Annotated in this window: 14 protein-coding genes; 4 read left to right on the forward strand and 10 right to left on the reverse strand. The window is 68.9% G+C overall.

Translation table 11 applies throughout. The features are described from left to right. Window positions 1–316: 316 nt before the first annotated feature. Window positions 317–862 carry a hypothetical protein gene (locus FHX39_RS10220; RefSeq protein WP_183338103.1) on the forward strand — a complete coding sequence of 182 codons (546 nt, stop codon included), beginning with the start codon at window positions 317–319 and terminating at the stop codon, window positions 860–862. Between the two features lie 51 nt (window positions 863–913). Continuing rightward, window positions 914–1,588: a class I SAM-dependent methyltransferase gene (locus FHX39_RS10225; RefSeq protein WP_332836768.1), complete on the forward strand. Its 675-nt coding sequence runs from the start codon at window positions 914–916 to the stop codon at window positions 1,586–1,588. A gap of 68 nt (window positions 1,589–1,656) precedes the next feature. Here the strand turns inward: FHX39_RS10225 and FHX39_RS10230 are convergent, their stop codons facing one another. The 3 genes from FHX39_RS10230 to FHX39_RS10240 all read right to left on the reverse strand — a co-directional run bounded on the left by FHX39_RS10230 (window position 1,657) and on the right by FHX39_RS10240 (window position 6,609). Next, a complete protein-coding gene (locus FHX39_RS10230) occupies window positions 1,657–2,154 on the reverse strand; it encodes a hypothetical protein (protein WP_183338105.1) in 498 nt (165 codons plus the stop codon). Between the two features lie 490 nt (window positions 2,155–2,644). Beyond that, entirely contained in the window at window positions 2,645–5,197 is a 2,553-nt protein-coding gene (locus tag FHX39_RS10235; RefSeq protein ID WP_183338107.1) for a polynucleotide kinase-phosphatase, read from the reverse strand. After that, window positions 5,194–6,609, reverse strand: coding sequence for a 3' terminal RNA ribose 2'-O-methyltransferase Hen1 (locus tag FHX39_RS10240; protein ID WP_183338109.1), 1,416 nt, complete (start codon window positions 6,607–6,609; stop codon window positions 5,194–5,196). Before FHX39_RS10240 ends, FHX39_RS10235 begins: the two co-directional genes overlap by 4 nt. Window positions 6,610–7,049: 440 nt before the next feature. Here FHX39_RS10240 and FHX39_RS10245 point away from each other — a divergent pair, with 440 nt between their 5' ends. Together FHX39_RS10245 and FHX39_RS10250 are read left to right on the forward strand one after the other, a co-directional pair. After that, window positions 7,050–7,295: a helix-turn-helix transcriptional regulator gene (locus tag FHX39_RS10245; protein ID WP_198423348.1), complete on the forward strand. Its 246-nt coding sequence runs from the start codon at window positions 7,050–7,052 to the stop codon at window positions 7,293–7,295. 14 nt (window positions 7,296–7,309) lie between these two features. Next, window positions 7,310–8,209, forward strand: coding sequence for a hypothetical protein (locus FHX39_RS10250; RefSeq protein WP_183338111.1), 900 nt, complete (start codon window positions 7,310–7,312; stop codon window positions 8,207–8,209). Here the strand turns inward: FHX39_RS10250 and FHX39_RS10255 are convergent. From FHX39_RS10255 to FHX39_RS10285, 7 genes are all read right to left on the reverse strand, one after another. Further along, window positions 8,192–9,130: a hypothetical protein gene (locus FHX39_RS10255; RefSeq protein ID WP_183338113.1), complete on the reverse strand. Its 939-nt coding sequence runs from the start codon at window positions 9,128–9,130 to the stop codon at window positions 8,192–8,194. The two genes, FHX39_RS10250 and FHX39_RS10255, sit on opposite strands and share 18 nt — an antisense overlap. Further along, a complete protein-coding gene (locus FHX39_RS10260; protein WP_183338115.1) occupies window positions 9,127–10,215 on the reverse strand; it encodes a TniB family NTP-binding protein in 1,089 nt (362 codons plus the stop codon). The genes FHX39_RS10255 and FHX39_RS10260 overlap by 4 nt, the downstream gene beginning before the upstream one ends. 3 nt (window positions 10,216–10,218) lie before the next feature. Further along, entirely contained in the window at window positions 10,219–12,297 is a 2,079-nt protein-coding gene (locus FHX39_RS10265; RefSeq protein WP_183338117.1) for a Mu transposase C-terminal domain-containing protein, read from the reverse strand. Then, complete coding sequence (locus FHX39_RS10270; RefSeq protein ID WP_183338119.1) at window positions 12,294–13,043, reverse strand: TnsA-like heteromeric transposase endonuclease subunit; 750 nt, start codon at window positions 13,041–13,043, stop codon at window positions 12,294–12,296. The genes FHX39_RS10265 and FHX39_RS10270 overlap by 4 nt, the downstream gene beginning before the upstream one ends. Window positions 13,044–13,339: 296 nt before the next feature. Then, window positions 13,340–13,552, reverse strand: a complete 213-nt coding sequence (locus FHX39_RS10275; protein ID WP_183338121.1) for a PIN domain-containing protein — start codon at window positions 13,550–13,552, stop codon at window positions 13,340–13,342. Continuing rightward, on the reverse strand, window positions 13,549–13,785 hold the full coding sequence (locus FHX39_RS10280; RefSeq protein ID WP_183338123.1) for a type II toxin-antitoxin system Phd/YefM family antitoxin: 237 nt from the start codon (window positions 13,783–13,785) through the stop codon (window positions 13,549–13,551). Before FHX39_RS10280 ends, FHX39_RS10275 begins: the two co-directional genes overlap by 4 nt. Window positions 13,786–13,827: 42 nt before the next feature. After that, on the reverse strand, window positions 13,828–14,415 hold the full coding sequence (locus FHX39_RS10285; RefSeq protein ID WP_183338125.1) for a hypothetical protein: 588 nt from the start codon (window positions 14,413–14,415) through the stop codon (window positions 13,828–13,830). Window positions 14,416–14,440 lie beyond the last annotated feature (25 nt).

Raw genomic sequence — 14,440 nt, forward strand, 5'->3', positions numbered from 1 at the left:
GGTCCGTTTTCGCCCGTCGTCTGGGGGTCAGTTTTCAGCCGTCGGCGACACCGTCCGCCCCAGGGGCGCAGGTCGTCTTCTCAAGCCGACCACCCTGCGGGCCTAGCGTCCGGGGAGCAGCCGTCGCAGTGATCGACCGTCGTGCGGAGCACGCAACCCGACCCTCTACCAAGGCATAGGCGGTGTCAGACCTTCTCTTCCATGTGGCCCAGGCCGGCCAGGTCCCCAGGGAGATTGACGCCCCGGAGATACGCCCACCCGTGCACCACTCACCGGCACTCGACTGGCCTTCGTCGGTGGTACCTAAGGTGAGCGTGTGGTGATCGAGCCCTACGTCATCTTCCTCAACGGCTCCTACGGCGTAGGTAAGTCCTCGACGCTCGACCACCTGGGCGACCTACTAGCCGAGCACGGCCGAGCCTTCAGCTTGATGGATGTCGACTGGTACCACCGCTCTTGGCCACCAGCAGAAGATGATCCCGAGAACGTGGTCACCGAAGCAGCCAACATGACCGCGGTTTGGAGCAATTACCGCCAGGCCGGGCCACGACAACTGGTTGTAGCCGGTGTCATCGCCTCGACGACCGACCGAGACCGATACGAGCGGGTCTTCGATCTACCGGTCCGGATCGTCAGACTGGTGGCAGGGCCTGCGGTGACCGAGAAGCGCCCGCGGCGCCGCTACACCAAGCACCAGCATGCGGCTTTGACGTGGCACCTTCAGCGACACGTGACGCTTCATGAGCAGCTAGCGCGAGCGGATCTGGACGAGCTGCTGGTCGACACCGACGAACGTGATCCCCAAGCAGCGGCGACCCAGGTGGCCGAGCACTTCGGCTTGCTCCAACCGCTCAACGGATAGACCACAAGCCGACCGTCAAGCGAGAACGCCGAATCTGGCAGCATCCGTCTCGTGACGCTACGGAGCTGGGTGCAGACGTTCGCCGGCGGCACCTTCTCGACCTCGATGGCCAAGCTCAACGCCCGACACCCGTGGAGCCACAACGACTATTTCCACAGCTGGATCCTGGCCAACCTGCCGGAGCCGTGCACGGTCGCGCTCGACGTCGGGTGCGGACGGGGCGGACTTGCTGCGGCGCTCTCACCCCACGTCGACCGGGTGATCGGCAACGACGTCGACGAGACCATGCGCCTCGAGGCCAGCCGGCGGTGCGCCGGCCTGCCCAACGTCACCATCACCGGCGGCCCATGGGTCGACGGGAACGAGGACCTCGACCTCGTCACGATGGTCGCTGTCCTGCACCACCTCGACGTCGCCGACGCTCTGGCCCACGTGTGTCGACGTCTCCGATCTGCAGGCCGTTTTCTGGCTGTAGGGCTCGCCCCTCCAACGACTGCTCGCGACTACGCCTGGGACGTCGCCTCCATCGTCACCAACCCGGTCATCGGCTACGTGACGCATCCCTGGCCCAGCAAAGAAGGAGCCCCCACGCATCTCTCGGTCCCTGTTCGCGACCCGACCCTGCCCTTCGACCAGCTGCGCCGGCTTCTAGATCAACTGATGCCGGGAGCCATCCTCCAGCACCGACTCGGCTTCCGACACACCATCGAGTGGACGAAGCCCTGAGCGGCTGATCAGCCGAGGCGACTTCGCTCAAGACGACCCTCTAGCGACGCGTAGCGACAGCCGATGGATCAGAGGTTCGGCTCTAAGCGGCCGGCGGCAGCCGACCTGAGGCCGAACGAGGCAAGCCACTCCTGGACCCCCTGATCGTCCGTGGCAGATGCCTCCCAGGACACTGCCTCACCACCAGCTATCGGCGTTCCCTCGATGGCGAACAAGACAACTCCGGACCCTCGAACCTCGATCGTGACCGTGCACCCCGCGTACTCGCCTTCGGTGGCTACCGCAGTTAAACCATGAAGCGTTGCCCACCAGACGCTCAGATCTCCCTCGGGCATCACCAACACTCGCAGTGCGTCGACGACACGCTTTAGGGCATCTCGTTGCCCCTCGGTCATGAGCGGGTCCCACCTCGTATGACAGCTCACTGCCTGCTCCAGAGCAACAACGAGAGCGGGCCGGTGGGGTTCGCGGCCCCAGGACAGTGCAGCCGTCAAGTGATCCTCGAGCAGATCCACGTCGCTCAGCAGGTCTACGCAGTCATCTCCCCACTCGCGGTCGAGCGCCACGACTGGACTCGGAAAGGTTGAACGCAACAGCTCGCGCAGGTCGCGGATGTTCCGCCTGCCTCTGCGCTCCCGCACCCACCTCACGGCTAGAGCCTCGCATCTCACTGTGGAACGGCGATGCCGGACGGCCGAGCCCGGTTGCACACCCGTGCTCGTAAGCCGTCCGTCGAGCGGAAGCGACGCTGCTGAACCTAAGCAGCCCCGGCTCGCGCTGGTCGAGATCTTCGTATGACCCGCTCGCAAAAATGCCCGGTCAACGGGGTAGTTGCGAAGCAGTAGGTGACGTGAGCGAGCCGATGAGTGGCTATGCCCGTGTCCCTGCGGTCGCCAGGAGTCTCGCGGCTCCCACGCCGGGCCTGCCGGCGTCGGCTCCGACGACCCCGCTGGCGTGCCACTGAGGTCCCTGTTGCGCCGGCGTCAGTGACAGAGTCGCTGCGACAGTGAGCAGGTTCGGGACAAGCCGGGTAACCGAACTGCCTACGGATCCCCGCTAGAGGCGGGGGTCGACGGGTTCGGACTCGAGGGCGAGGACGGCGAAGACGGGTTCGTAGACGCGCCAGAGGGGCTCGCGCTGCGCGGCGCGTTCGAGGGACTCGATGCCGAGGGCGTACTCGCGGCTGGCCAGCGAGCGTTTGTGGCCGAGGTTGCGGTCGCGGAGCCGTTCCAGGTTGGCGGGCTCGGTGTAGTCGGGGCCGTAGATGATGCGCAGGTATTCACGACCGCGGACCTTGATCCCGGGCTGGGCGTAGCCGCGCCCGGTAGCGACCAGGTTGGCGAAGGGCTTCACGACCATGCCCTCGCCGCCTGCGCCCGTGCGGTCCTCCCACCAAGTCACGGCGGCAGCGACCGAGGCAGGGTCGGTGGTGTCGACGAGGGTGCTCCGCGTGGGTCGGACGAGGGCCGGTGCAGCCGCGGCGAGGCGGTCGGCAAGGGCAAGGTGCCAGCCGTGGTCGTGATCGGTCCAGGTCCGGCCCTCGGTCGCAAGCAGCTGGAACGGCGCCAGCTGGACGCCGTCCAGGCCGGAGGTGGGCCAGACGTAGCGGCGGTAGCTGTCGGTGAACGCCTCCGCGTTGCCGACTCGAGACACGGTCCGGGCCAGCAGTTCGGTGACATCGGTCCCGCGTGCGGCGACGGCCTCGAGCACACCGACCGCAGCGGGCAGCGCGGCGCGGGCGGCGGCGCCGACCGCGGCGTACTGGTGGCGGAGGAGCTCGTCGGCCTTGACCGACCAGGGCAGCAGCTCGGCGTCCAGCAGGAGCCAGTCGGTGTCGAGCTCGCCCCACAATCCGGTGTCGTCGACGGCTCGACGCAGCTGCTGCAGCAGCTGCTCGGTCTCGGCCGGCGCGAAGAACGGACGCCCAGTACGGGTGTAGACAGCCCCAGACGCGCCGTCGCCGGCACCGAACCTCATCGCGGCGACCTCGGAGCTGCGGCAGAGCAGGACGACGGCGCGGGAGCCCATGTGCTTCTCCTCGCAGATCACCTGCTCGACTCCGGAGCGGCGGTAGTAGTCGAAGGCGGTGGTGGGGTGCTCGAGCAGGTCCCCGTCCGGGGTGGTGGCGGTGGGGGACATGGTCGGCGGGAGGTAGAGCAGCCAGCGCGGTTCGAGAGCGAAGCGGCTCATCACCTCCAGGGCGCCGGCGGCGTTCTCCTCGCGCACCGTGACGCGGCCGGCCAGGCGGGTGTCGACCCCGCGCTTGCCGAGGACGTCGGTGATGACCAGCTCGTCTGGTTCACGGGTGGCCGCCGGAGCGGCTGCCGGGTTGAGGAACGGTCTGGCCGGCTCGTACCAGACCTGCTGGGCCGGGACCGAGACGACCTCCTTCTCCGGATAGCGGAGCGCCGAGAGGTGGCCGCCGAACACGCACCCGGTGTCCAGGCACATCGTGTTGTTGACCCACTCGGGTGTCGGGGTCGGCGTGTGGCCGTAGAGGACCATCGTCTTGCCGCGGTACTCGTCGGCCCACGGGTAGCGCACCGGCAGGCCGAACTCGTCGGTCTCCCCGGTGGTGTCGCCGTACAGGGCGAAGCTGCGGACCCGGGCCGAGGCGCGGCCGTGGTAAGCCTGCTTGAGCCCCGCGTGCGCGACGACCAGCCGGCCGCCGTCGAGGACCAGGTGCGAGACCAGGTCGTGGCAGAACTGCTCCACCTGCTCGCGAAACTCGGGCGGCTCGCCGGCCAGCTGTGCCAGCGTCGTCTCCAGCCCGTGGCTGACCTGCACGTCGCGGCCCTGCAGCGCACGCACGAGCTTGCTCTCGTGATTGCCGGGCACGCAGAGGGCGTGTCCGGCCGCGACCATGCCCATGACGAGCCGCAGCACACCTGGAGTGTCCGGGCCGCGGTCGACCAGGTCGCCGACGAACACCGCCTTGCGCTGCCCGGGCGGCTGGGCATCGACGGGCCGGCCCTGCTCGTCGCGGACCAGGTTGTAGCCGAGCTCGATGAGCAGGGACTCGAGCTCGGCCCGGCAGCCGTGCACGTCGCCGACGACGTCGAAAGGTCCCTGCTCGTGGCGGAAGTCGTTCAGGAGCCGCTCGCGGACGACGACCGCGTCGGTGACCTCCTGCTCGCTGCGCAGCACATGGACCTTGCGGAACCCCTCCTTCCCGAGCTGGCGAAGCGAGCGGCGGAGCTGGTCGCGCTGCCGCTTCACCACCGAGTCCGGGTAGCTGCGTTCGGGACGGGAGGCGTTGCGGTCGAGGCAGACGCGTTCGGGCAGGTCGAGCACCACTGCCACCGGCAGCACGTCGTGGGCGCGAGCGAGGGCGACGAGCTGGCGGCGCGCCTCGGGCTGCACATTCGTCGCGTCGACCACCGTGAGGTGTCCGCCGTCGAGGCGGAGGCCGGCGACGTGGTGCAGAGCGTCGAAGGCGGCCGCGGTCGCCGACTGGTCGTTCTCATCGTTCGAGACCAGTCCTCGGAAGAAATCGCTGGAGAGGACCTCGAACGGGGCGAAGTGCTGCCGCGCGAACGTCGACTTCCCCGAACCGCTCGCCCCGACCAGGCAGACCAGCGACACCTCCGGCACCGCCAGCTCGCTCACGCGGCCACCTTCCGGAACACGGCCAGCTGGGTCGGCGGGCCCACCTCGGGGTCGTCCTCGCCCACGGGCTCGAATCGGACGGTGTAGCCGTACGCCGTCGCGGTCGTGCCCGCCCACGTCTGGAACTCCTGGCGGGTCCACTCGAAGCGATGGTCGCGGTGCCGCATCTCGCCAGCCCTGAGGTTCGGGAAGCGCACGTTGTGCTCGACGTTAGGCGTGGTGACCAGCACCGACGTCGGTCGGGCGTGAGCGAAGACGCTCCGCTCCAGCGCGGGCAGCCGCGGCAGGTCGACGTGCTCGACGACCTCCATCAAGACCACGGCGTCATAGCCCGCAAGCCGGTCGTCGCGATACGTCGCCGAGGACTGCAGCAGCTCCAGGCGGGCGCGCTGGGAGTCGGGCATCCGGTCCGGGTGCAGCCTTCGGGTCGCGATCTCCAGCGCCCGGTGTGACACGTCAACCCCCGTCACCCGGGTGAACGCCGGGTCCGCGACCAGCGCGCGCAATAGCGCGCCCTCCCCGCAGCCCAGGTCGACCACGGTGGTCGCGCCCTCGGACCGCAGGGCTGCGACCACGGCCGCCTTGCGGAGCTGAGCCATCGAGGCCGGCCGTTCCGGGGCGCCGGGGTCGGAACCTTCGTCCAGCACCTCGGCCTCGGTCTCGTCGAGCTCGGCGAGCCGGCCGACCGCGTCCTGGACGAGCGTGTGGTGGTGGCCGAGGTAGCGGCTCGTGATCAGCTCGCGCTCGGGGTGGTCGGCGAGCCAATGACCTCCGGCCCGCATCAGCTTGTCGACCTCGTCGGTATTCACCCAGTAGTGCTTGGTGTCGTCCAGGACCGGCATCAGCACGTACAGCTGCGTCAACGCATCCGCGACCGTCAGCACACCGGCCAGGCGGAGGTCGACGTACGGCGAGACACCCCACGACGGCACCTGCTCGTCCAGCACGATCGCCGTCGTCGTCACCGACCACCCCAGCGGCGCGAACAGCCGCTCCACCAGGTCCGCGCCACCTCGGGTCGGCAGAGCCGGCACGTGCACCTCGAGCGGGATCGCCCTGCCGGCCAGCTCGGGTCGTGCGTCGCACCGGCCGCTCATCGCGGTCCGGAACACCTTGCCCAACGCCACCGACAGCATCGACGACGCCGCGTACGGCCGGTCGTTCACGTATTGCGACAACGAGAACCCCGTGTCACCCCGCCCACCCCGGCCGCGGACCAGCGCCACCGGGTCGACCTCCAGCAGGACCGCCACCGTGGCCCGCTCATCGCTGACCTCCGGCCAGATCACGTGCACGGTCCCGGACGCCACGTCGAACGACTGGGCCCGGTCCGGGTGCTTGTGCAGCAGGAACCCGAGGTCGGCAGGGACGGGCATCGACGTCGTCGCGGACGTCGACAGAGTCAGCAGCACGACCGTCAGTCTGCCCTTCTGAGGAGGGGTCCCGCTTGGCTACGCCTCGGTCTCTGTCCGCCCGGTCTCAAGCGTCGATCGGTGGACGTGGACTGCGGTGCTGATCAGGGCCGTCACCGCAGCGATGCCGAAGAAGGTCGCGGTCGGGCCGGTGTTGTCGAGCGCTGCTCCGGCTAGTGTTGGTCCCAACGGTGCTACGCAGCGGCCGTCAAGACCGAACTCGCAAGGCGGAAGCCCAAAAATGTCGGAGTCTTCAGGGTGAGCGAGAGCGCCGGATCGGGTCCGGTGGCAGTGGCGACTACTCGTGACCTCGCCAGGCTGATGGCTTCGCGCAGTTGTGGACCAAGGCCAAGAAAGTATCGATATCGGTACTGCTTCTTGAACGAGTTCCGCGTGGTGTGTGGGGGTGGCGCATCGGGACTTGGATCCGTCCCGGTTGCGTGAGGTTCAACGTGCGCCGGGCGGCGAGCGGGCTGACATTCGAGCAGCTTGTTGAGGCGAGCGGGGTATCGCGCCAGACCCTGTTGAGGTTGTCGGCGGGGCAGGCGCGCGGCGAGGTCGTGACGTGGATGCGGTTGTCGATCGCGTTCCAGGTCTCGATAGACGAGCTGCTCGGGCCGGTATTCATCGACGACGCACCGTCCGTCGTGGGGCGTGACGGCACGGGCGTCAGCGACGTCGGGTAGGACCGGATTCGGCGATGGTGCAGCGGCTCTTGGTGGGGGAGTGGTGGCTGCTGCGACTGCTCATTGACCCGACGACCGGGTCGATGGACCATCCGTTAGGCACGGTGCTTCACGTTGTCGCGGCATTGGATGGCCCGGGCAGGTGGAAGACCCAGCAGCTGCTGGAGCATCCCGACGTTCCGGACACGGTAGAGGACCCGGGGCTGCGGGCGCGGGTGGAGGCGTCGCGTGGTCGAGGCAGGCCGCCGCTGGTCCGGGTGATGGTGCTGCGTGGCCCGCTTCCCGAGCAGTCGCTTGAGCAGACGGTGCTGGACTCGTGGGACGACCACGACCGCGGAACCGAGGGGGCGCTTGACTTGGCCGAGGGGTTACCCGAGGTTCCCACGGACGAGAGCGGCACGGGGCTGCTGGGGGAGTGGTCTGCCGACGACTATCTGCGGATCCGTGCCGCTGACCGGGTGGAGGTGCCGCTGGATGTGGCGTTGGTCGTGCTCCGGGTGTCGAATCCGGTGGGTCCGCGGGCCGGAGACGTCGAGCGGGGTGGGCTGACCGGTCTGGGCGTGCTGCCGGTCGAGATCAGTATGAGCATGGCTTCGTCGAGGACGGCGTACGCACAGCTGGGATTGTTCGATCCCGCTCCGGCAGCGGTGGTCGTGGTGCGGAACCGCCCGTTGCACGGCCCGTTGCGGCAGGGGATGGTGGTGGAAGTGGGTCGTGCTCGTCAGTCCCTCGTGGGCGGGTCCCTGCGGGTCGTGGATGTTGCCGCTTCAGGTGATGATGACGAGGTGGCAGCGTTGCGCCGACGGCTGCTGTACCGCGTGCTGGTCGAGCCGACGCGGGTTGCGGGTCAGGCTCCGTTCACGCTCTACCCGTCTCGGGTGGCTGACTACGACGGTTCACGGCACGCCGGCTAGCGCGAACGGGAGCGGCCTGCCTTCTGCGCTGCTGAGATCGCTGGTGAGTCGGTCGCTGAAGCGGTGGAGCCGCTGCCTGACTCGCCAGGTCTCCACCTGCTGCTCGGGGTCGTCGCCCTCGTCGTCGAGGTATGCGTAGCCCCCGCCGGGCAGGGCCCAGCGGATCTGGACGCGGGCCAGCTGGTCGCGCGAGGGCTCCCAGCAGATGTGGGGTAGGCGGGACAGCTCGTCGGCGACGCGGTTGATCGTGGCGTCGCGCACGGTTGACGTGTCGGTCAGGCCGGCCCGGACCGCGGGGTCGATGAGCGCCTGCGCCCAGCGGATCTGTACGGCGTATTGGGCCGCCCTCAGGTAGTGCCTGGACAGCTCAGTTGTCGAGGAGTCGGCGACCTGGCTTGACCCGGGCCGGATGAGGTGCGCGAGCTCGAGGGCGAACAGCATCAGGGGACTGTCGACGAGCACCCCGCGCGGAGCGAGCTCGCGCCGGAAGGTGCGTTCGGCGGCGACGACGAGGGCCTGCACCGGTGCCCGGTCGTCGTCATCGACGTGGCCGGCGATGTGACGGGGCGGGTAGTCGGTCCACCACTGGTGGGTCAGGCAGCACCAGCCGCGCTGCGGGAGCCGACCGGTCGCCGGGTGGCCCTGCGTGCAGCGCAGGCACAGGTCGCGACTGGTGACCCAGACCCCGCCGGTCTGCACAGGCGTGGTGAACGCCACGGGGTGCAGGCTGCCGAGCTGGCGCCACCGGGTGAGGCGTTCGGGGTCGTGGTGGGCGTGGCTGTGCAGCAGGTCGCGGTTGAACAGGGCCCGCTCGACGGCGTGGACGGTGGTGTGGTTCCGCGAGCAGTGTCGGGTGGCCCAGCTCGTCAGGTCCTCGCCGGCGTAGCAGCGCGTCGGTACCGGCAGCGGCGCCAACTTCACCCTCCGCTCCCTCCTCCCGCACCGCTCGCACGACCCGATCCGCGGCGCCGGGCCACCGACGCGGGCAGGGCAGCGGCGTCGCGGGCGGTGCGGAGGTCGTCGGCCTGCCGGTCGGTCGGGGTGGCGTCGAGCAGGTTCCGGGTGACTCGTTCGGTGTGGGTGAGGATCGCTTCGGTTGCGGCGTCGGCGAGCAGGGCACGCAGGGTGCCCAACGAGCCACCGGTCCGGTCGAACAGGTACCCGGCGTGGGCCGTGAGGCTCCGGGCGGGGTGGCGGGTGAGGACGAGCAGGTCCTCGCAGGAGGCGACGAGGTCGACCCAGACGCCCTGCTGGGTGCGGGTGGCGAACGTGTAGGGCAGCATCTGGTGGACCACGATCCGGCCGGTGATTTGGCGGGAGAACTCGCCGGTGAACAGCTCCGAGCGGGGCAGGTCGATGCCGGCGTAGACGAACGTGGCGTCGAGGCGTTCGGCGAACAGCTTCAACGCGGTCGCGGCTTCGGCGCCGACTTGGCGGTTGGTCCGTAGGTTGTGGATCTCGTCGACGATCACCATCGACGTGCGCAGCGCGGTCATGGTGTCGATCGCGGCGTCGGTGAGGAACTGGGTCGTGGCGTGCGTGGTCCACGGCAGATCCAGCCCCTGGCAGATGGCGTGCATCAACATTTTCGGCGTCGCCGCCGCCGGCACCACCACGTACACGACCGGGTGCAGTGCGTCGTCGCGTCCGTGTGGGTGTGCGGGTTGGCGGGCCCGGACGGCGCGGTCGTGGCGCCGGCCCAGGTGCAGCACCGCGGTGCTCTTGCCGAGCGTCGACGCCCCCGACAGCGCGATCGCCCGGCGGGCGGTGACTGAGTCGACCCGGTTGCGGACCGTCGCCACTCGCACCATCCGGGTCAACGCCTTGACGTCGTCGGTGTCGAACACCACGTCGGCCGACAGCCACGCCAACCGCTGCGCGTCGTAGGCCAACTGGGCAGCGCTCGGCAGCGCCTGCCGCGCGGCCGCGGACAACCTGACTGGTGGGACCGGGTCCGGCCGGTTGGCCCACGCCTGCCAGGCCTGCAGCGTGACCGGTACCGCCACGATTCAGACCCAGCCGTCGTCGGGAGGCTCGTTGTAGAGGAACCGCTTTAGCGGCTGCGGCTCCGGCAGTGGCTCACCAGCCAGCTTCTGCTCGGGCTGGTCTTCGGCAACGTCGGAGGCGTCGACGACGACGCGCAGATACGCCCGCTCCGCAGACGGTTCAGGTTGGGGGAGTGCCGCTGGTAGTTGCTGGGTGCTGCCGCGGCGTCGGGCGGCGCGTTCGACCCGGTTCTCCGCGGTCACGCTCGTCTGGATTCGGTTGATCTCGTTTAGCAGGGCTGCGGCGCTCGCGGCGGGCCGCTCGGCACGACGGGCGACGGCGGCCTGAGCGGCGCGGAGGACGTCGATGCCGAACGGAGCCAGGGTCTGCGCTTGCAACGTCCACCCCACCTCGACCCAGCAGCCGGCTTCGTGGTTGCGCAGGTAGACCCGGTTCATCCGGTACGGGTCGTAGCGGACCTCCCACTTGTCGCACGCCTCCGGCGAGCGGATCCCGCTGCGCACGTTGCGGAACGGCCCGAGGGCGGGGGAGTCGTAGGTCAGGCCGGAGAAGTTGATGCCGTAGCGCTGCACCGTGCGCCACACCCGCGGCAGCAGCGCGATGTAGTCGTCGGTGTCGAACACCACCGCCACACCGGGCGCGACAGCCGAGAGGGCTTCGAGCATCTCGTTCGGCGTGAGGTGCTGCTGCGGGACCGCGAGCAGCCGCAGCCCGGAGTGGGGCCGGTTCTGCCAGCACTGGACGATCCACTGGTCAAGCAGGTCCTGGACCTGCGCCAACGGCCACAAGGCCTCCGCCGCGACGTCTGCTCCGCGGCACACGACGTTGGGGCCGGTGTAGCCGGTCAGGTACTGGATAAACAAGGTGTTGATCGAGCGAAACATCCGCTCGACGTGCGGCTTGTCCGTCGGCGTGCGCGGCGCGGCCTTGACAAGCGAGATCTGCAGTCGTTCGCACGCAGCCAGGAACGTGCTCGACACGAACACCCGCCCGCGGTCGATCGTCACCGACTCGATCGACACCACCGGCCGCTCCCGCAGCTGCTCGGCCAGCACCTCCGGCTCTTCGAGAGCCCCTTCTGGCAGCAGGCTGCGACTGAACCGGACCGCGTCCGCCCACCCCGGCTGCACCAGCGGCGGCGTCATCGCTCGCGCCAGCATCAGCGCCGCGTCGACCGCCTTCGCCGCCACCGGACTCAGCACCGCGGCCAGAAGCGTCCGCGTCGCTATGTCTAAGACGATCGTCAGGTCGACGCGGCCTGAGCCGCCGTCGGGATAGAGCACCAGCACGTCCAGCGGGGTGCTGTCGATCTCCACCAGCTGGCCCGGGCGGGACGGCACCTGGTGGCCGTAGGCGCGGTCTGGCCGGTTGGCCTGAGTGCGCCGCGTCGTCGCGTTCCCGAACGAATGCCGCTGCCGGTCCAACCTGTTCACCAGCCGGTACAGGGTGCGGGACGACGGCAGGGTCAGGTTCTCTGCGGCCGCCTCGACCTCGATCTGCGCAAGCGCCCGGGCTCTGGTGCCGGTCGACAAGATCTTCTGATGGGCCAGTACGTCCTCAACGACAGCAACGACCCGCGGGTCGACGCGGCCGGTCACCGTGGCAGTGCGGACAGTCCTCGGATCGAGCAGGCCCGCGACGCCATCGATGCGGTAGTGAGCGATGCACCGCCACAGCGACCTGGGCGATAGGTCAATTCCTATGGTTGACAACTCGGTCGACTTCGCCTCGACCCGTTGGCGGAGGGTGTGCTGGTGGTCGTACTCGGGCCGCGCCCGGGTACCACTCGGGCAGTCAGGCGGGAGCCCGGTCAGTACCTCGTGCACGTGCCTCTGCAAGAACAACGCCTGCGCACGAGCAGCCGCGGGCGCGGTGTCGAAGGCGCTCACCCGCAACAGCGGAACTCGATTCGCCTCCAGGGGACCGTCCTCCGGGCACGTCAGCAGAGCAGCGACGGTTGCGGTCCGCGGCCGAAGCCCGTCGAGCGAGCGGAGGGCGACCGCACCTGCATCGAGGGCCACTACCTGCCAGCGCGAGCCTTCGAACTGAACGGTCTCCCATAGGGCGACACCGACCTTCATCGCCACACCGGGGTCGACGGCCGTAGGGCTGCCCCGAGGTCTGCGTGCAGCTCGTGGCGCCACAGCAGGTGGTAGCAACCGGCCAACACTGTCGCCAGGGGACGAGAGCAGGACCGGCTGAGTTCGTCGGCCCCGTCGCGTAGTTCCTGGCCACCAGCGAACACCATCGACGCCGCCGCCGAAAAGCTTGAGCCCAGCGTGAAGCGGTCCTGCCGGTATCCAGCAAGGAACTCAAGGTTCGACCGGACCGTGGCGCCCAAGCCGGTGAAGACCTGGTAAGCCCAGCCGAGCTCGGCGCAGGTTCGCCGGGTCTGCTCGAACTGTCTCGCCGCACGAGTGTCAACAAGCTCCGCCGGCCTCACGTCGACAACGCCACCGCCGCCGCCCTGGAGGCGCACGAAAAGGTCAGGGACGTGGTGTTGGCCAGCTGCCGACCCGCGCGGCCACAACAGAGCGAAGGGCTGCACCGCCAACCCCACGGCCCTCGGCTCAAAGTCCCACGCCATCAACGCCTGCCGTTCGAGAAGACTCTCAAAGGCCAGCAATGTCCCCGTGGTCCTCGACCACCACCAGCCCTGGAACGACCGCTGGCCGGGCCAGGCGAAGAACTCGCGCACAGGAGCACAGCGCTCCACCTCGACACTGCCGAGCTCGGTCACAGAGCACGACCGCAACTCAGCGTCACTGCCGACGTAGACCGCTCGCGCTGTCTCCGCGGACATGTTCGCGGGCAGGGCACGAACCATGGCGACACCCTCGTCCAGACCGTGACTCACGGTCACAACGAGCGTCGCACCGTACCGCCCTCGTGACAACGAGCAGCCCACCCGCAGGTCACATCGTGGTCAAGGTGTTGACAAGGTCCTGCTGACAAGACGGATGTCAAACAGGGCCTGGTTCCGGACGCTGACAAGTTGGATGGCAAGAATGACAAGTTGGATGGCACAGGACACCTCCAGCAGGAACTGCTTCGCCTCCGCGTCTGTGCATTGTCATAATGCTGCTTATCGGACAGCCACCCAGATGCTCGCGAGAGTGGGGTCTAGAGCCGCCGCTCATGATCAGGATGCGGCACCTCATGCACGACCAGGCCGTCCATGCCGCGGAAATCGTCCGGGTTGCAGGTGTGGGATGGAACTGGCTCGGCCTGCTGCAGCACCGCCTGCCGCAAAGCCCGGTCGGCGGTGGCGACGAGTGTCCCACTGGACAGCTCGGCCAAGGTGATGGTGCTGATTAGCGGCTCACCGGGTGTCATAATGTCTGGTCGACCGCTTCATCGATGTCCCGAAGAAGTCGATCCGGGTCTACGGGTGGCACGGCACGCCAGCGCCGCAGCACCTCGGCTCCGGTCAGTCCGCGGTGCCCACGAGGATGCAGCTCGGCGACCTCAGCTCCGTCGCGAGTCACCACCACGACTTCACCGCGCGCAACTCTGTCAAGCACCGATCCCGCATCGTTGCGCAGCTCACGCACGCTCACCGTGTCCACGTACACACAGTGATCCACACTCGATCTCGAGGCAAGCGCAGATCAGGACGACGCCCGACCCGAGCGGTGCGGCGCCCCGTCGCGGATCTGCGTCGGCCGCTTGATCAGGTGATCGTGACCGAGCTCCCAGGTCCGCTGCCACTCGCGCTCGTCGATGGTCGCCTTGCGTCGCTCGACCCGTCCGAGGTCCGCCGCGACGAAGTCGGCGATCACGGGGTGGAAGTTCGACCACGGCCCCGAGGCGTACGGGCCCGGCACGATGTCGCGGGCGGTCGGGCTCCCCCGGTGGTACGTGTTCACGGTCAGGCGCCGGGTGCCGACCTGGACGTAGCTGTCGGTGGGCCGCCGATCGAAGCGCAGGATCACCACCGCGTCGAAGTCCGAGCTGTACGCGGCGACCAGCAACGGCTGCAGGTTCATCACGACGGCCGCTCGGCTGTCGCCGTTCCACAGGTGCGCGTCCAGGATCTTGCGCGCGATCAGACGGGTCGGCAGCACCGAACCGACGCCGAAGAGCGACGGGGACAGCTGACGCAGCCGCTGGGGATCGATCGTCACTCCCCCGGGGTCGGAGGCCAGGGCTTCGTTGCTCATGAAGGGGGTGTCGCGCGGCTGCACCGGTTCGCTCATGCCCTCATTCTCCGACCCCACGGAG

Origin of the sequence: Microlunatus antarcticus, from assembly GCF_014193425.1 — a bacterium.
GTDB lineage: Bacteria > Actinomycetota > Actinomycetes > Propionibacteriales > Propionibacteriaceae > Microlunatus > Microlunatus antarcticus.